13 protein-coding genes and 2 pseudogenes are annotated in these 16887 nt (G+C 59.5%); 4 read left to right on the top strand and 11 right to left on the bottom strand.

Going from position 1 to position 16887, the window contains the following annotated elements; translation table 11 throughout:
• Nucleotides 1-135: 135 nt before the first annotated feature.
• The 3 genes from BSG17_RS26670 to BSG17_RS00265 all read right to left on the bottom strand — a co-directional run bounded on the left by BSG17_RS26670 (nt 136) and on the right by BSG17_RS00265 (nt 2686).
• Nucleotides 136-303 (bottom strand): hypothetical protein, encoded by a 168-nt coding sequence (locus BSG17_RS26670; RefSeq protein ID WP_170864670.1) that lies wholly within the window; start codon nt 301-303, stop codon nt 136-138.
• 242 nt (nt 304-545) lie between these two features.
• Nucleotides 546-2030 carry a glutamate-cysteine ligase family protein gene (locus BSG17_RS00270; protein ID WP_089820474.1) on the bottom strand — a complete coding sequence of 495 codons (1485 nt, stop codon included), beginning with the start codon at nt 2028-2030 and terminating at the stop codon, nt 546-548.
• Nucleotides 2031-2389: 359 nt separating this feature from the next.
• Nucleotides 2390-2686, bottom strand: coding sequence for a DUF8127 domain-containing protein (locus BSG17_RS00265; protein WP_089820473.1), 297 nt, complete (start codon nt 2684-2686; stop codon nt 2390-2392).
• A gap of 447 nt (nt 2687-3133) precedes the next feature.
• Here BSG17_RS00265 and BSG17_RS27435 point away from each other — a divergent pair, with 447 nt between their 5' ends.
• Nucleotides 3134-3673, top strand: a complete 540-nt coding sequence (locus BSG17_RS27435) for a hypothetical protein (protein ID WP_211609037.1) — start codon at nt 3134-3136, stop codon at nt 3671-3673.
• 363 nt (nt 3674-4036) lie between these two features.
• Here BSG17_RS27435 and BSG17_RS00255 read toward each other — a convergent pair whose 3' ends face one another.
• Complete coding sequence (locus BSG17_RS00255) at nt 4037-4348, bottom strand: hypothetical protein (RefSeq protein WP_089820471.1); 312 nt, start codon at nt 4346-4348, stop codon at nt 4037-4039.
• 948 nt (nt 4349-5296) lie between these two features.
• Here BSG17_RS00255 and BSG17_RS28880 point away from each other — a divergent pair.
• Nucleotides 5297-6079 (top strand): DUF7260 family protein, encoded by a 783-nt coding sequence (locus BSG17_RS28880; protein WP_089820470.1) that lies wholly within the window; start codon nt 5297-5299, stop codon nt 6077-6079.
• Between the two features lie 220 nt (nt 6080-6299).
• Nucleotides 6300-6725, top strand: a pseudogene (locus BSG17_RS00245) (SWIM zinc finger family protein); the annotation flags it as partial.
• Here BSG17_RS00245 and BSG17_RS00240 read toward each other — a convergent pair.
• From BSG17_RS00240 to BSG17_RS00210, 7 genes and pseudogenes are all read right to left on the bottom strand, one after another.
• A complete protein-coding gene (locus tag BSG17_RS00240) occupies nt 6724-7020 on the bottom strand; it encodes a hypothetical protein (protein ID WP_211609034.1) in 297 nt (98 codons plus the stop codon). The pseudogene BSG17_RS00245 and the gene BSG17_RS00240 overlap by 2 nt on opposite strands.
• 180 nt (nt 7021-7200) lie before the next feature.
• A pseudogene (locus BSG17_RS28540) lies at nt 7201-7552 on the bottom strand (AAA family ATPase); the annotation flags it as partial.
• Between the two features lie 128 nt (nt 7553-7680).
• Nucleotides 7681-8877, bottom strand: coding sequence for a phage NrS-1 polymerase family protein (locus tag BSG17_RS00230; protein WP_089820469.1), 1197 nt, complete (start codon nt 8875-8877; stop codon nt 7681-7683).
• A 1165-nt stretch (nt 8878-10042) separates the two neighbouring features.
• Nucleotides 10043-13663: an ATP-binding protein gene (locus tag BSG17_RS00225; RefSeq protein ID WP_089820468.1), complete on the bottom strand. Its 3621-nt coding sequence runs from the start codon at nt 13661-13663 to the stop codon at nt 10043-10045.
• A 311-nt stretch (nt 13664-13974) separates the two neighbouring features.
• Nucleotides 13975-14145 carry an AbrB/MazE/SpoVT family DNA-binding domain-containing protein gene (locus tag BSG17_RS27430; RefSeq protein ID WP_211609033.1) on the bottom strand — a complete coding sequence of 57 codons (171 nt, stop codon included), beginning with the start codon at nt 14143-14145 and terminating at the stop codon, nt 13975-13977.
• A gap of 160 nt (nt 14146-14305) precedes the next feature.
• A complete protein-coding gene (locus BSG17_RS00215) occupies nt 14306-14815 on the bottom strand; it encodes a PIN domain-containing protein (protein WP_089820467.1) in 510 nt (169 codons plus the stop codon).
• A 4-nt stretch (nt 14816-14819) separates the two neighbouring features.
• Nucleotides 14820-15110, bottom strand: coding sequence for a UPF0175 family protein (locus BSG17_RS00210; RefSeq protein WP_089820466.1), 291 nt, complete (start codon nt 15108-15110; stop codon nt 14820-14822).
• Between the two features lie 699 nt (nt 15111-15809).
• Between BSG17_RS00210 and BSG17_RS00205 the strand changes: the two genes are divergently transcribed.
• Nucleotides 15810-16841, top strand: a complete 1032-nt coding sequence (locus BSG17_RS00205) for a transcription initiation factor IIB family protein (protein ID WP_089820465.1) — start codon at nt 15810-15812, stop codon at nt 16839-16841.
• Nucleotides 16842-16887: the final 46 nt, after the last annotated feature.

The raw sequence follows: 16887 nt of genomic DNA, 5'->3' as shown, positions 1-16887 counted from the left end.
CCGATTGTCCGTGACTCAACCCCGTGGGACGTTTGCTTATCGTCGCCTCCGAGGATCCGCTGTCCCGCGAGAAGTTGTTATCGGGACGTGATGGATCACTTCAGTCTCAACTTCTCGAGTTGAATTTCCGTGGGGTCAGCGCATCTGTGAGGCTTCGCCTTCCCACACCCGCTCGAAGACCGTACCGGCCGTCTCGGAGAACAGCGACGACGCGCGCTGCGGCTGCACGCCCTCGTCAGTCGGGATCGGGTAGAACGCCGCACGGAGCACGGCGACGGGGGCTCCCTGTGACTCGTGTTTCAAAGTACGACATGGGAGGCAGAACATGTCGCCCGTATCGGGTCGAGAGTAAGTCGACCCTCGGAATCGGGGCACTCGAGCCACCGATACTGAAAGTGGACGACACGCTCGCCTCAGCGAATCAGAAAACGCAGCGTGAGACAAAACGTGTGTTATTCGCAGCGGAGGGTGGGTGTCCCTCTCTCCACCCACGAGTCATCGAGTCGGGGTTGGAAATCGCGTCGTGCGGGGGACAGGCCACGATTTCAGTCGTGGGTAGCTTCCCATTCGGCGAACGGGTCGTTCACACAACATCGCTCGATGTACGCACGTTGCATCGCTTCGATGGCCGTCGAGAGAGCAGTCCCATCGTCAAGTCGGTCGCGAACCTGCTCACGCTTCCAGACACTTGGGGATGTTTGGGTCGCCCACCGTTCCTCGAGCGGTCCCACCAACTCGTTGATTCGTTCCGTCTCAAATCCCCGATCTCGCAGTCCAACACGTGCAATGTCGAACAGTTCTGGATAGATGACTCGGGGATCGTTAGTTCGCTCACCTGCCTGGGTCACCCACGCGAGGGTGGCATCGAATCCATCGCGAGCGGCCGCATAAAACGAGTCGTGAGTCACTTCCCACGGCAGTTCAGCAAGCGGGTGGTCGGTGACAACGAGCCCGTGGAGAACCCCTGCCAGAAGCGCTTGGAACGCGATGACGCCCTCAGTACTTGGCTGGGCGGCCAACACCCGATATTCGAGACGCGGCCCCGTTGGTCCGAATACAGGCCGAACCCACCGCCAGAAGGTCCCTTGCTTGTGGAGGAACTCCCAGTGGTCGTCGATGAAGCCCTCTCGAGGACCGTCCTCGACCCACTCTCGGAGATACGGCGCACACCGTCGGTCTGCAACGATGCAGTCGACCGCATCGACAGGGTGCTCAATATCAGCCGGGAGACGCACTTTCCCCGGCTCGCGAACGTTCATCGACTCGAAGACCGCCACACGGAGTTCAACGCCTGCATCCAGTACTGTCTCAGGTGCAGGATCGGTGTACAGACTCGGTGGCAGAAACGGTGCGTTCGCCGCCAGCGCGAGCATCGGTCCGAGCGTCCGCACTGCGAGAGTGAAGTACTGCGCAAACTCTCCCATGGGTGGCTGAATGTGGACCTGCATCGACGTCGCCAGCGACTCGACGAGAATCGACGAAAACGTCCGCTGACACCCAGGGAGCGACAGTTCGACCGGGCCCCCAGCAGTGATGTCGGCGTCAAGTGCGTAGTACCGAGCCGCAGATGAGAGATTGCTCGGGATTTGCTGTCCTGCAACCTCGTGGGCGGCCGTCAGGTACGCAAGTGCGCCCTGTGGTGGTCCGAGCGTCCACATGCCGTCAGTGACGAACCTGTAGTCGTAGTCTGCGAGTTCATCTCGGAGGATCCCAACGCGCTCGTTGAGACTCCGCGCCTGTTCTGTGATGCCTGCCGGATCAAAGGTCGTCGCTGGTGTATTCACCTCGGCGTTATGCTGGCCGAGTTCGCGCTGACAGCCAGTCTCGAAGACCGCGTCCGGAATCGTGACAAGCCGACCGTCGGTGTCGACGGCGTATCCCTCGAGTTCCAGTCCAAGCGTGAATTCGCCGTCAAAGTTCCCGGCCGCAAGCGCCTCGCGAAGTGACGCCGCTTGCGACGACACTCGCCGATCGAACTCATCGTGGATCGCAGCCTTCCGGGTTCGTCGGACCGTATCCACCCAGTCCATACCACCAGTTTCTCCTCCATCTCTATGAGAGTTGTTAACACATGTGGGTATCGGTACGTTGCTCGGCACGCACAACACCGACACGAGCACACTGAACCCCCCTCAAAGAGGACGAACGCGGCCTGCCAGAGATGCCGCTACAAGAAGTTCTCCACGACTGCAGTTGGAGGCGTTCCCCCCAACGGGTTTCGGCTGATCACTGTCGTCAAATGCAGATACGCGTGTGAGACTGTCAGGTTGTCGAAGCGGGGTCAGCCCATCCCCTATCAGACCATCTCTACCTCAACCACGAATGAGAAAGAACACGAGGCGGACCACCGACGGCGACGACGTAGACGGAATCGCTCGCCGTAAGAACGCTACACAGTTGTCTCAGACACGTCTCTGATCTGCTCACGGCTAAAGACGGCCCCGTAAATAAACGGGATCACTCCGGCGACAAACCCAAGCCCAACTGTGAGGGGGCCAAGCACGACCCCGACTGGTCCAAGTCCCAGCACCAGCGCGCCGATCGTGAGCCCACTCAGCAGAACGGTGAACCCACCGAGTCGAAGCCACCGACGCTGTGACGCCAAGACGCCAGCAACGACGCCTGCAGAGGTGAGTTTCTGGGCGACGGTTCCGAAACGGCATACGTACATGGCGGCGCTTGTCATCGCCGTCGTCTATGCGTTTTATCGGAGTCGCGCCACTCCTGACTCGACGACAGCACTGCGTTTTCGCGCGCTTGCCTACGCATTCGTTGGGGTGGCGACGTGGCTCCAACCTGCTGAAGCATTCGTGTGTTCGTCGCACTCGGTGGCGTCGACATCTTAACTGCCGATTCAAATTCGCCCCGTGAGTTGGCGGTTCTCGTCGGGGTGTTCGTTACCTCGTTGCTGCCGTTCATGATTACGAATCTGCTCATTGCAGGGAACCCGTTCAAACCGCCACATGTGTTGCCCCGATATACGGGGGAACTGCTCGGGCCTGTTGGCAACCCAGTATCCGATGGTGGGACGTCGACCGGCGACACACAAACGCCACGTAACCCCACGCAAACGCCCTCTGGTGACACTGCATCGCCACGGAGTAACCCATTTCTCCAAGAAAACCTCAAAGCCGTGGGCAAACGGTCGGCTGCGGCAGCACTCGCCGCCGTCGCTCGCTTCTGGCGAATGCTTTCGGCAGGATTCACTGCCGTGCTCGAACCCACACGTCTCTATCACGTGTTCATCCGCGGGGGCTACATCGAGGCAGTCGCCCGCAAGGACCTGGGCCACGCGATTACTCTCTCACTGCTCGAGTCGGCACCCATTTTCGCGGCGCTCATCGCACTTCCTGGGGCACTCAGTCGGCGACTCCGCGGCACCGACGTGTCTGTCCTTCTTGCTCGTCGCCGCTCACTTTCCGCTCGCCACGCCACTGACCTTCTGGTCGCCGCTATCGCCGTCCTCTTCGTACTCTTCTATCTCCCGCGACTCCCCCTGCATGTAATGATCACGGTGCGGTATCTCCTACCCGTGATGCCGCTACTCCTATATGCTGTGTTCCGCCTGCAGCAGGTCCACGATCTCCTTGGGTATCCACGTACCTTGGTGCCGTCTTCGCCGTCACCGTCTGCATCGGCGTCCAACTGCTCGTCGTTGCTCTCATCCTCTTAGATACGAACCTGGGCGAAGCAGCGCAGGTCCACGCGTGGGTGAACCTCGTGGCGGCGACACTTCTCGCTGGGTGGGTCCTCGCACAGCGTCGCCTTTCCGAGCACACGGGGTGGCGCCGCCATCCTGGGCCTGACTGCAGGCGTCACAACCAACTTCCTGCTGTTGGCGGGGATCGTCTATTTCGCGCTCGAGCCAGGATTCGTCTTGCCTCACATCGAACTCCTCAGCGAGCGTGTGAGTTGGTTCTGAGGCGGTAGATCGGTCTCGTGTTGGCTGGCCACGGTGACAACGGCCCTGTCTCGAGAACATCCACAGGTGACGACGGACACGCAGTGCAACAGAGAAGTAGCGTCTCTGAGGACGTCACTCGTTCCGTGGGTGATATGCTTCGAGGTCGGCGTCGTGTTCTGCGATGAGGTAATCACGGATCGCGATAGTCGCATTCCACACCGTATCGATGCGTTCTTCGAGTTCCTCATGATCGGACGTGGCCGGGGCTGTTCCTTCCTCGTTTTCGAGTTGTGCTTCGAGATGTGCGACCTGTTGGTGGAGTCGCGAGACCTCGTCGACGAGTGCTGCGGCACCCTCTGGCGTTTGTGCGTCGAGTTTTGCTGCCAGTGTCTCACCCTTCTCGGTGATGGTCGCAATCTTCGGTTGGAGACGGCCGTTCTTCATCGGGGGTTGCTCGGTTGTGACGAGTCCGTATTCGTCGGGTCCGAGTTTCCCGTTTAGACGGTAGGTGATAAGTCGATGTCGAGAGAGGTGGGTGATAGGTGAGAGAGGGACTAAGATCCTGGCCGAGGCGTGACACAGGTGTGAGACGTTTCTCGTGCAATCTGGTGTGTGAGCGGCCGAACTCAAGGGTACTCACGACAGCTGCTCGCTGGCTCTGAGACATACCCCTCGTCATGAGTGAAAGAGCGGTGGTTTCGAGTGGTTGACGCACTCTCTGGTCGGCGTCGACTTACTGTACGTTCTAAGACGGGCCTGCTCAATGGCGCTTCTACTGGTCTAGTTCACGAAGACACACCACCGTTTCCAGTATTTCTAGTACTCGGCGAGTGGAGAACACCCCTCGTTTCCGTTGTTCAAAGAAGCAATTGGAGAATTTCGAATCAAACACCGTTCTCAACTCCTTTGGGGTCGCTGCTGAAAACGGGGCGATTGAGATTCAATTCCGTCGAGAAGCCGAGAAGTCGACTGTCTAGAGAATCGAGATCGGCGATACGGGCCCTTGAGAAAGAATCAACAACTGAAACCAGCTGCGGTCCCATTCTTTCCAATCATCCTCTCACGATGTGTTTTGACACGTTCGTCGGCAGCTGATCACTGGACTCCGGAGCGAGGATGAAAATCCCCATTATGCTGGTATAAAGCACGAATAATTTCTGGAAACCCAATAGCTGGCCTTTAAGCTTATATGATTCACTCTGCTATCGGTTGGTAATAAAGTGAGCACGAGATGAGCACTCATGCCAACCATCCACAAGTCGGTCTCCACAGAACCTGCTGCCAAGCGGTTCTGAATCGTGTTTCCGGACGGCCCGCCTCCCACAGTAAGTGGGACACACCCCACACCGATCGGCTGGCGAGCACCACCAGTCCGCTGGGGAGGCGTCGCTCATGAACGACCACATTGCCGACGCACAACAGTGTGTGGACGACGAATACCAGGCGACTGATGACCGACTATCGGCCATCGAGCGGTTTCTCTCGCGGGTGTCATCGCTGCAGACAGTACAACACACAGCGACACAGCCCCGCGCAACGGCGTCTGGTCACACCGCGAGTCACACAGCATCCGCTGAAGACGATGCCTGTCGGACCGTTCGGACCATCTTCGACGAGACGATTGGCGCCGAAAGTACACAGGACCTGGAGCGCTCAGAGTCGGTGGTGACGACGATGAGCGAAGAGCTGTCTGAGCCGGTCGCGTTTGCACTTGCACCCGGCTCGAACGGATCGTTCACCGACGAGGTGAAACAGGCGGTCCTCTCGCGAGCAACGAGTCGAAAAACAGAAACGAAGGTGCTGAAACAGGTTCTTGAGCAGGAGCGCTCGCTGTTGGCGGAGACGAGATCCCTGGTTGAGGAACTCTCTGCAACCCGCTCTGAGATCGACAGTGAATCGTTCGAGACGCTCAGCTTCCCTGAACTCCAAGCTCATCACGAAATACTGGACACGTACCGCACACGGTGTGATGAGTTCCTCACACGACGCCAATCGTTCCTCCAAGACTCCACAGCGCGACTTCCACACTCCGAGATCACTCACAGGACATTCGTGCTGTATCTGTATCAGGATCTCGAACTCAACCATCCGATATTGGCCACCATCGCCGATTGTGATGACTCGTGTGCAGCGACCCAATGGGAGATTCGAAACCAACTGGTTCGAACGGTGTGATTACAGGTCGAGGAACTGGCTGCTGATGCGCTTCGGACTTTTTGCTGGACGTCACGGAGGATAACCGTGACCTCCAACACCGATTCGTCGCGTTTGTGGGCGAAGACACGGGAACAACAGTCAGATACGCTACTCGACTTGCATTGTTCATTGGGGAGAGGGTCTTGTCCGCCTGCATTTCAGAGACCATAACTCCGACCCAGTCATAGTAGTCCTACGCATGAGTGGTGGGGAGTGGCCCACCTTGACCGAAGCGACTATTAGAGAACTATCCAGATCTAAATCCTACGAGCGGGGACAGTCCTACTACGAGCGGGGAGCGGTCAGTGATGTGATTCGGCGCGGCGAGACAGTCCGGGCCGACGTCAACGGGAGTCAGTACCAACCCTACACGGTTACCATCGAATTCGACGACGTTGGGGTCGCTGGCACGGACTGCTCTTGTCCCTACGACCACGGCGGTATCTGCAAGCACCGGGTTGCTGTGCTGTTGACGTGCATCCGTGATTCCGAGAGCGTGCGCGATCGACCACCGATTTCGGAACTGGTCGCCAACGCGGATCGAGAGACACTTCAGGATCTGCTCATCGAACTGGCCAACAACCGTCCGGAGGTGACCGATTGGCTCGAGACTCGCCTCACCTCTACTGCGTGGCCGTCTCTTTGACTGTGTACACTCCGAGGAGTGCGTCGTCAGTGAACTCTGTACCGACCGCTCGATACGCAAGACGAGGATACAGTGCCGCTGCGAAGCGAATCACTGACTGACGCTGGTACCCATCACCGTCTCCGTAGAGCGTTCTGCACACCTCGAAGCACTCATCGAACAGTGCGGCTCGGTCCTCGAGTTCCATGTTTTTGACCTCGTCTACTGCACGGTTCACCTGATTAGCTGCTCCCGAAGACAGAGCGTCGGCGAATGCTGCTGGTGTCCGCTCCATGAGCCACCGTTCTCTGGATAGTCGTGTAATTCCTCGGACCGAAACATGCGAAGAGCGAGCGCCCAGGTTCGGACACATCAGTATCGCTTCCCGGTCGGGTCCATGGCCTCGATCGAATGTGGGTCAAATCGACGATAGGATGTTCCTGCTCTGTGATGCATCAGACGAAGTGCCCGCTGTGATCGAGGGAAGACTCCCATCAGCGTCGATGAAGTGCGGAAAATTCGTCAAGGATGATGACCGCACCTTGCTCTGCGAGGTAACCAAGAAGCGACTCCCACTCCTGTTTGATCCGGTCGACCCCGGGAAACGACTCCGACGCGACATCAACGGACTCGGTGAGTTGTACCTTCGATGTTGTCTCGGTCACTTGGTACAGCACGGTACCGTCACGGCCTGAGAGGGATTGTCGAACGAGTTCGGTCTTACCGAGGCGACGACGACCGAAGATGACGCCCATGTCAGCCTCAGCTGCGTCGTAGCAGTCTCAAAGCCGCGAGAATTCTGGTTCCCGATTCACGAATTGGTCCATACTGCCCGATGTCCGGACACCGGCACAATACTGTCGAGTAGCTAAATTCAAAAGAGGCTATTCTGAACTTGCCTATCTGAGAATAGTTCATTGTCCGCTGTTTCTGCACGACGTCACTCGCTGGATGCTTATCGAAAGAGTCGACCAACCCGAGCAAACACGCTCCTCGTATCTGTCTGGTGGGCGTCCGTCGTCGCAGGCTGACGCGCTTCTGTGAGTTCGTCTCGAAGCATCTTACACTCTTCTTCGAGTATACTCACACGCTCTTCGAGGTATTCAAGTGTCTCTTCAGTCGTCGTGAGCCGGTGCAGTGTCTTCTCAGTAACTGGGTGTAGCGTCTCTGTGGATAGCGCGCGAGGTGTCGATGCGGACTGTGTTGAACTCACAGTCGCTGACGCTGCCGATGACGATGGCGACGGCGTATAATGCTCCGTCGTTCGGTCACACGCCCGCTGGATCGTCCGCTCGCCGTAGGTACTGCCGTCCACGAAGTGTTGCTCGTCCCATTTGTCCCGATACAGCCCTGATCGACTAAACAGCCGATTCATCCGGTGTGTGTCCCCGCCACTCCAGAACGCAAGCAAGCAACACAGCGCCATGTCGGCCTCAGAGTGACTGTCATACTGACTCGTATCGCCACCCCACAGTCGCGTGAACTTCGCACCGTTGGCAGCCGTCTTCGCTCGCTCAAGGAGTTCCTCATCACTGAGCGTGGGAGTCGCCGTCGATGATGGCTCGTCCGCCGCTTCGGTTGTCGACGCCGCTGTTGACGCCGTGTCCGACGCCGCGAGATATTCTGTGGCGATCGCACCGAGGACAGCCGTTCGGTGGTTGACCGTTGCGGGAGTTCCATCGACGTGGTCGCCAGTGACGGTGAAGAATCGCGATTCCATGTACATCTCCACATCGCCGCTTCGATTCCGGCTCGTGGGCATCGTCCCCCGACACAGCACGTGACAGCCCGTTCCCGAGGGGCTCACTTCGGTGTAGGAGTCGAGTTGCCCGATGAGCTCCGCTACCCAGGGTTCGAAGGTGCCGCTCTCGGGGTCGCGACAGTCATCGAGGTCGACGCCGACGAACGCATCATCGGCGGTGAACACAAATCCGAGGCCGGCCTCCCCACGCTGTTGTGCGGCTGTGTAGGCCGTCTCGTAGGACGCCCACGTGTCGGCGTCTGTGGTCGACGCAAACGACCCCGTCGCTGGGTCGATTGGGACTTTGGTGGGCTTTCCAGCACCTCGATCGCGGGTGCGCCAGCAGACCCACTGGTCGACATCGCGGAGTGCGGTAGGAACGGTGGCTGTATCAGGAAGCGTTGGTTGCATCGTGATCAGTGTATTTGTTACCAACACACATACTCTCGTAACTATTTCTATTGATTATATTTTATTGTCATTCACGCCATGAATTGACGTGCACTCCTCGGAGTGAATTCACAACCGCAACGGGGTGAGCAGGGGTGCGGAGAGGGTACCTCGGCGAGCTTCAGACCTCGACGGGGGTTTCACAAGCGTCGTCTCTGTCCGGAAGAACAGTCGTGTGAACACCACCAGTGGGGGTGAACGGTGAGTCAGAGAGTCGGTTCCAGCCACGGCTCATCGCAGAGAGTGGTTTCGACACACTGAGTATGGACGCGTAAACGGACAACTGAACGCACGTGTGAGAATCACGATGCAGAGAAAGAGCCAGCCAGGCACGCACAACCGCCCGATATCGGCGAGATGGCTCTGATGACGTGATGCTGTGGACGCGTCGTCGCACACTCGAGATGCACCCCTCAGTGCAACTCAGAGGCGCAGTCACACTCACAGCGAGGACATGATAGTAGCCGGCGACACACAGTCGGGTCGATTCATACCCCTCGAAAATTTTCACAACCCCATGCAGTCTGCGGGTTTTGCGCGGTTGTGAACCGTCCAAAACGGGGTGGTGGGACCGCTCACACATCCCGGTCGGCGCCAGTCGGAGAGAACTCGAAATCCCACTCGAAGACGCCGCTCGCTACCACGAGCGTGGCATACGCACATCGCGAAGACGCGTCGCCGGCCAACGCGAATCCAGCGTCACCACTCGACAACGCATCTCGAACGGCGGCTTTTCACAACCCCGTTCCGTCTCTCGGTTTTGCCGTTGTGGCGACGAACCAGCCACCAACTTCGATCACTCGCCGTCCCGCCGAATCGCCCATACACAGGCGTCTCACTCCACTATGGCCTGCTCGGGATGTCCTAGCCGACCTGCCCCCATCGTACTGATGCAGTGACCACGCACCGCTTTTCGCCTCATCTCTTTCCGGAGCTGTGCAGTCGTTGTGTCACCACCAGCACGGACTGAGAACGCCCTAGACCGCGCTAACACCACGCTTACCCGCTCAAAAGGGGTTGTGAATCTCGGACGCCGGCTGACCCATTTCGAAGTCGCAGCACCCGTCGTTACCAAGTAAACTCCAGTCGTTTCAGCGGTAACCCGAGATGAGTCGAGTTGGTGCTGCTAGTCCTCAAGGAGCATATCGCGAACGTACAGGAGTGTATAGATGGCCGTACAGCCCGGTGTGTCGATCGAGAACCGCCGCGGCTGTGAACTCTCGCTGTAGGTCTTCTCGACACGAGGCGGCCCCTCGGCGGGCGTGTTGAGCGCCTGCAGCACAGTATGGGCCTCTGCTCGGTTCATCGTGAGCCAGATGGCTTCCTCGGGCTCGCAGGCAGCCATCTTGTCGTAGTCGTCCGGAACCCCCGTTTTGGCGTCGTTGTTCACTCGTTCGGCTTCGAGTGCGACGACGATGTCGCCTTGTGCATCCAGCCCGGCCGCATCTAAGCGACCACCATCGGGAGTCGGATGGTACGTCACAGCCTCGATGACGCTCGAGTCCTCGGCGTCGACAAACGCGTGTTCGAGATACTGTCGGCCGATCTCAACCATCAGGATGTGCTGGCTCGACTCGCTCAAATCGCCCTTTCCATCGCCGTGTGAAATCCCCTGACGATATCCCTCACGGATGAGTTCGCGGCCCGCCGCCGACACCGTGTACAATCGATGGGGATGGTTCCCATCGTGTCGGAGCACGCCGTCCTCGACGAGTGTCTGCACATCCGCTGGCTCGATGCCGACGTACTCGCGGAGCCGAACCATACTGTCGGTGATGAGATTGTACTCACGCTCGTCGTACCGACCCTGATGTGCGTTGTAGACTGCCTGCAAGAAAGCGAGCTGGCGATCCGAATAGCCACTCTCGGTGCGCTCTTCTGCAGAGAGAGTCAGATTGAGCGCGTGAATCGGGATGTCGTCGCGGTCGACACGGTCGAAACTGAAACAACATTCGATGGCATCGCACATCCCCTCAAACGTCGGCGCATAGCGGTTCCGACACCCAGTGCAGATGAGGGCGTGTTTCGCCTCGTCGTAGTCGACAACCAGTGGGAGACGCTTCGTCAGGGGGAGTGCGCTCTGGATGGGCGACGTGTGGGTAGTGGTGGTCGTCTCTGACTGGTCGGTAGCGGACTGTGTGGATTCATGCGGGGGCTGAGAACCGGTCTCTTGTGGGACGGGCTCTGGCTCGTGGCTGTGGGTGAGTGGCAGTCCACACTGACTCTGCGTCCGTGACTGAACACGCTCGATAGCGGCGGCCACGCGTTGCTCCTCACGCATCGAAAACGGCATTGGTCCTTCAGGATGCCCCGGTGGCAACGGCTGTGAGGAAAGGACGAACGGCCGGGGTTCAGGCTGGGCGAACGGTGCGGGGAGGCTCACCAACCACTGCCCGCGCTGCAGCGCTCGAAGCCGATTACCCACCTCTGGGGGGTCCATATCGGCCGTCGCGAATCGCCGCTCGAAGCGCTCGTCGACGGCGACGTTCCCCGAGACGATCGTCGAGACGTTGTTCAACAGCTCTGCATACGCCCCGACGTCGGCCGCCTGCAACTGCGCAGGAAACTGCATGGCGAGCGTCACCGCAAGTGAAAATTCCCGCCCCCGCGCCAACAGATCAGACAGGAGACTCGAGACAGCAACGCTGGAGGCTTCCTCGACGAAGAGATTGACGAGTGGATACGCCTCATCGTCGCCGACTCGGTGACGCCGCTTCAACGCCGTCCACAACTGTGAGAGCAACACGAGCGTGATGACGCGCTGGGCCTCCGGGCGCAACGCTCCCAGATCGAAGATGACGACGGCATCTTCGTCGATGATCGTTCGGAAGTCGAACTGGGGGTGGGTGGAGTCGTCAGTCTCGGCATCGACAGTGACGTGATTGAAGAGGTGACCCAGACGTTCATCGGCCGGTATCTTCTCGATCCGATTGGCGACACCTTGCATCAGTTCGTCGAACGAGCGCTTGCTGTTGGTCGTGATGCCACCGAGCATCCGATCGAGCCCATCGTCGCTCACGGGCGGTGCATCACGCGAGTCGTGCATCTGTGCGGCTGCTTCTTCGAGGTCGTCGTGCCCGAACGCATCGTGACCGTTGACCGGGTCGAACAGCGCCTTCACGAGATAGCGAATGATATCGGGCGAGCGAACCGCGCGGTCGAAGCGCTCGCGTCCCATCACCTGTCGCAGGATGTCGAGATAGTGGTCGACGACGTCCTCGACGGCGGCTGTCCGGTCGATGCCGTCGGCGAGCTGCTCGCGAATGTCGAAAAACGAGATCGCGGGCAGTGTCTTCGCACAGTCGAAGTAGTAGACGTTCCGCAACGACCCATACCGTGCGTAGTGGGCTCGCAAATAATCGATCGGCAGATCCCCGCCCTTCGGGTCGATGAGGATGTCTACGCCATCAGTGGCCGCGTGGTTATCGAGCATCGCGTTCAACAGCGACGTTGATTTACCCGACCCCGTCTTCCCGAACCAGGCGATGTGCAGTGGCTGCAACGACGGCGGGAGTGCGACGGGCGCTGTCTCCGACGCTCGGTCTGCAGTCTGTGGTCGCCCGAGGGTAAGCCCTGGCGTGCGGTACGTCGCCAGTCTCTCGAGGGGTGGTCGCGGCACCGACGATTCCTCGCCGTGTGTGATATCGAGTGCGCGCGTGCCTGCAGTGGTGAGTCGCGCCCCATCAACGAGACAGAACGACGGCAGTGAGGCGGGGTCGACAACGAGACAGGGGCTGTGGTTGGCCGTGATGGGCAAGCAGTGGGTGAGCCGGCGGCTCCCCCGTGGCCCAGAGCGGAACGTTTGTGCTGTGATGTGCTCAGAGAGCGTGTGAGCTGGGTCGCCGGTCACGACGTGGGGACGAACCGTGTAGTAGGTGGTGCCGACGTCGCTGAAGGCTGCCTCGAGGGTGGCGATTGCGTCGTGTGGCGGCTGCTCATCGTCGTCGCTGCCGATCGCCACAGCGCGAACGTTCACGTCGAACGACCGGCGTGTGTCTTTCGCATCGAGTTGTGCGATGCGCTCGGCGTGGCTGTGGTCCAGCTCGTCGACGGAACGCTCGCGAATCGGGCGGTCGTCGACACTGCCGAACCAGCGTTGGATGAACGTATCTTCGTACGCGAGCAAGTCATCGCGACGCAGGGCTGCCTCGGCTGTCCAGTCGGGCTTCGGGCGGACGAGCACTTGATACACCATCGGGACCGGAGCGGCGGCCATCGCATCGACGACGGTCGCAAGTGGATTGCGGGTTCGACGGTGGTCGCTCTCGAAGTCGGCATAGTCGGTGAGTTTCAACTGCCAGTCGTGGCGGCGTTCGGCGTGGCCGTGAAACTCGATGCCGGCAACAGAGAGTGTCGGCGTGTCGGCGTCGCCTATGCGGTCGTCTGCGTCAGTCGGCTGGGACTGGGGTGTCGTCGTCGGAAGCGCGAGTGTCGTTGCTGTGAGTTCGTAAGCGTCGGGAAAGAGCGTCCGTGCGAATTGTCGAAGCCGGTCGAGTACGGCTTCGTCTGTTATCGAGAGGTAATACTCGAGGTCGGCTGTCGCATCCGGTTTGACGAGCAGCCACTCGACACATGTTGTTTCCGTCTGTTGGGCAAGCCGATGTAACGTCGTGAACTGTGTGTGAACGGTCTCGAGTGTGAGCGTCTCGTCCGTGGGGGTGATTTTGAGTGCCGGTCGCTCCGCTGGCGTAGCCTGTGGTACCTGTGGCGTCTGTGCTGGGTCATCGTCGACGGGCGTGTGACTCATATCGTGTGTATTGGTCTCATACAACACGCACGACGAGATAAATTCGTCGGAGACTATTTGCATCAAAACACTGTCTTGTTGACGAAAACCGCTGGCAGAACCAGCAGTGAGATTGTACGCGAGTGGGAGTGCCTGTAGCGTCGCATTCAAATCGTCGGCTTCGCCATCCGCGAGTAGGGCTCCCTGCACCTACGACAGCGCAGGCCAGAAATTAATCGGCGTGAGTCCCCACCAAACGTTGCCTCCCCCGCATCCCGGAATGCGTCGTCGCCCCACTCTTGATCCCGACTCAATGTTTGTAGCTCTGGAAGCTATCGAACAAGACGAATGTCGCTGCCTTCGCGGACGATGTTGAATATGGTTCCTCCCTCGAGTTTGAGTTCGTCGCGAAGGTTCTTCGGAATCGTCAACCGCCCCCGTTCGTTCAGCGTCGCTGTCCCGTACGTTTCCTCATCTGTCGGTCCTTCATCGTTCGTATTCATCGGTCCCCCTGTGTTGTTTGAGTGGCGGAATCACCATCTCTCTGGGGGACTGCTCGGAATGGCCTCTCAGAGTGGTTCTGAAGAACGAACGCCCTCGGTTCGGGGTCGGAGGCATATCTCGTTCCTGATGGCTGCAATTCAATGTCTCTCTTCGGGACATTCACTCGAGCGACTCAAGCTTCTGGACGAGTTTCGCATAAAGGTTCGGCGCACAGAACCATCCCTCCTCAACCATTGTATCCAGTGTCTCCCGTGCTGTTTCCGTGGTAATCGTACCGTGTTTGACGCAGTGTAAGATGAGATATGCTGCCCCCCGCGTCTGAATGTCCTCTGTCTCAGCAACGTCTCGTCCATAGTGTTCGTCCATCACTGCAGTTGCCTCTCGTTGCTTGGCAAGTGCCAAGACGGCTACGTCGGCTGCACTCAGATTGGGGTTCTGTTGGATTCGACGTGCGAATGGTGTTTCATCGGCTGCTGCCACCTCAAACAGGTGGTTTTCGACACCCTGTTCGATTCGTCGAGCGTCCGGATAACCGTGTTCGATGCCAGTTGTGACGACCTCTGTGTACACGTGTTCCGGGATGAGGCGCGATCCATCTAGATGGGAGACAATGTCCAATTGGTCGGCTTTTGCGAGATAGATGAGCGGGGTCGCATCGAACACCCACATCGAATCAGAGATCCTCAAGGTCAGCAGCTGTGTGGTCGCTTCCGACCCACGTGATTTCGTGTTCTTTTGCGAGTTGGGCGAACTCCCACACGTTCAACCCAGCAAGCTCGGCTGCCTTCGAGAAGGTGACTTCTCCCGCCTTGAGCTTCTCAAGTGCGCGCTCTTGTCGCCACTCTTCGAGCCCTTCTGCGAGGAGCTTTCGAATTCCGGTACTTCGGTCGAGTTTCTCTGATTCGAGATATTCCTCAAGTTCTTCTTCGAACTCGTCCGGAACGCGCGCGGAAATCGTGCCCATAGAGTATACAATGTATTCTTTGTATACAAAGGCTCTGGTGGGTTAACTTCCGATACTCGGGGAGTTGTTCTCGTCGACGGTGAGTACTATGAACCGAGCGACTCCCTGAAAGCCCCCGACCGCTCAACTCCCGCGACCACGCGAGACTGCGTCTCGCTGGCTTCCGTTCGCTTCGCGTACGGAATCCCCGCTGCGCGCCTCGCTTCGCTGCGGTGCTTGCGGGGTCGGGGTTCGCCGAGCGTCCGGCCCCTTTCGACTCCACCCGTAGTGAGGACAAGTCGTCGTCGTCTCGTGTGTGGTCGATGTGTCCGCGACGGCACGCCCCGCTCGCCTCCTGCCGCCCACGGACGGCACGCCTCACTTCGTTCGCCGTGCCCCGTCCCGGTGCGACGGTAGTCGCACCGGGTGTCGCTCGGACCCTCCCGGTCCGCCAGCAGGATAGTCAGGCGGTTTCTGCGCGCCTGCGGTGCTCGAAACGCGCACAGACTATCTCTGCTGGCCGCTCGCTGTGGGCGGCCCGGCGCGCGGTGCTGGTTCTGTGGCCTCAAAGGCGCGTCTCGCTCGCTCCCGATGGTCGCTCACGAAGGCGCGAGCGAGACGCGCGGACGTCGGTGACGAAGCGTTGGGCGGAGATGAGACTCATGTAGGAGTGAGTGTCGGAGAAGACGCGGTAGGAGGCGCGCCTTCGGGTAGAAACCCATGAAGGACTACAGCAACATCGGTGAAGAAGATTTGGAGCGACAAACGACTGACCGGACGAACGAGTGTCCCGAGTGTGCGGGGCGACTCGGTGTGTCTGGGATCGAAACGATCTGCGGTGAGTGTGGGTTAGTGGTGCGGACGGACGCGGTCGACTGCGGGGTGTCACCAAGCGCGCACAAGCAGCTGGATGGGTCGGGACGACAAGAGTGGGCCATCGAGCCGACGACGGCGTTCAGAGTCGACAAGGGGCTGCACACGACGTTCTTCCTGCGAAGTGATGGGTACGGCAATCAACTCTCGGGGACGCAGCTGAGCCGCTGGCGCTGGCTGCGACGGCTCGACCGGCGCATGGCCAAGCGGGATGCGCGGCTGAACGAGGCGCTCCGAGATGTGCAGACGATCGGCGGGAATCTCGGACTCCCGGGATACGTCCGTGAGGAAGCGTGTGCGCTCATGCGTGTGGCGAGTGAGAAGCGACTGCCGGGCGGCTGGATGGCCTGGGAGTCGCTGGCGGGTGGGGCAGTGTTGTTGGCGGCACGGCGAGTAGGGCTTCCCATCGGGTCAGAAAATGTGGCCATGTTCGCGAAGACAGACCACGAGCGACTCTGTGCGGCGGCGCGGAAGATCCGTATCGAGGGTGGGTTGGTCGAGCAGTATCCACCAGTTCGGACGGGAGCAGTCGACGCTGTGTTGGCAGGCTTAGGCGATGTCGTGGATGTGCGGACGCTTCTTGAGTTCGCCCAGATCGGGCGGTATCTCCTCTGGATGGCGGATGACGAGCCGGTCGGTGGCGGGACGGCACGCCTGACGGTCGCGGCGGCGGCCGTGTATGCGGCAGATCGGTTGACCCCCGGAAAGAGTCTGACCCAAGCGCAGGTGGTCGCGGCGGCACGGCCGGTGTGTGCGACATCGAAATCGAAGGTCGCACAGTACTCGCAGGCACTCTACAACACCTACGAGACACGGCATGGACGGGTAGCGCCGACGACGGTGCTCGAAGCGAAGCGTGACACCGTGGCTGTGCGGTAGTCGACGTCCTCGGCTGCTCCTTTTTCGTCGCCAGCCACCCACAACC

This window comes from Halogranum amylolyticum (assembly GCF_900110465.1).
Lineage (GTDB): Archaea > Halobacteriota > Halobacteria > Halobacteriales > Haloferacaceae > Halogranum > Halogranum amylolyticum.
This window is presented reverse-complemented; position numbering and strand designations above follow the sequence as displayed.

Bases quoted from the DNA above. Each gene is read 5' to 3' on its own strand.
- BSG17_RS00215 (WP_089820467.1), bottom strand. From the start codon at position 14,815: ATGTGGGTGTTCGATGCGACCCCGCTCATCTATCTCGCAAAAGCCGAC.
- BSG17_RS00270 (WP_089820474.1), bottom strand. From the start codon at position 2,030: ATGGACTGGGTGGATACGGTCCGACGAACCCGGAAGGCTGCGATCCAC.
- BSG17_RS00255 (WP_089820471.1), bottom strand. From the start codon at position 4,348: ATGAAGAACGGCCGTCTCCAACCGAAGATTGCGACCATCACCGAGAAG.
- BSG17_RS00230 (WP_089820469.1), bottom strand. From the start codon at position 8,877: ATGCAACCAACGCTTCCTGATACAGCCACCGTTCCTACCGCACTCCGC.
- BSG17_RS00240 (WP_211609034.1), bottom strand. From the start codon at position 7,020: ATGGAGCGGACACCAGCAGCATTCGCCGACGCTCTGTCTTCGGGAGCA.
- BSG17_RS00205 (WP_089820465.1), top strand. From the start codon at position 15,810: ATGAAGGACTACAGCAACATCGGTGAAGAAGATTTGGAGCGACAAACG.
- BSG17_RS00210 (WP_089820466.1), bottom strand. From the start codon at position 15,110: ATGGGCACGATTTCCGCGCGCGTTCCGGACGAGTTCGAAGAAGAACTT.
- BSG17_RS28880 (WP_089820470.1), top strand. From the start codon at position 5,297: ATGAACGACCACATTGCCGACGCACAACAGTGTGTGGACGACGAATAC.
- BSG17_RS00225 (WP_089820468.1), bottom strand. From the start codon at position 13,663: ATGAGTCACACGCCCGTCGACGATGACCCAGCACAGACGCCACAGGTA.
- BSG17_RS00265 (WP_089820473.1), bottom strand. From the start codon at position 2,686: ATGACAAGCGCCGCCATGTACGTATGCCGTTTCGGAACCGTCGCCCAG.
- BSG17_RS27430 (WP_211609033.1), bottom strand. From the start codon at position 14,145: ATGAATACGAACGATGAAGGACCGACAGATGAGGAAACGTACGGGACA.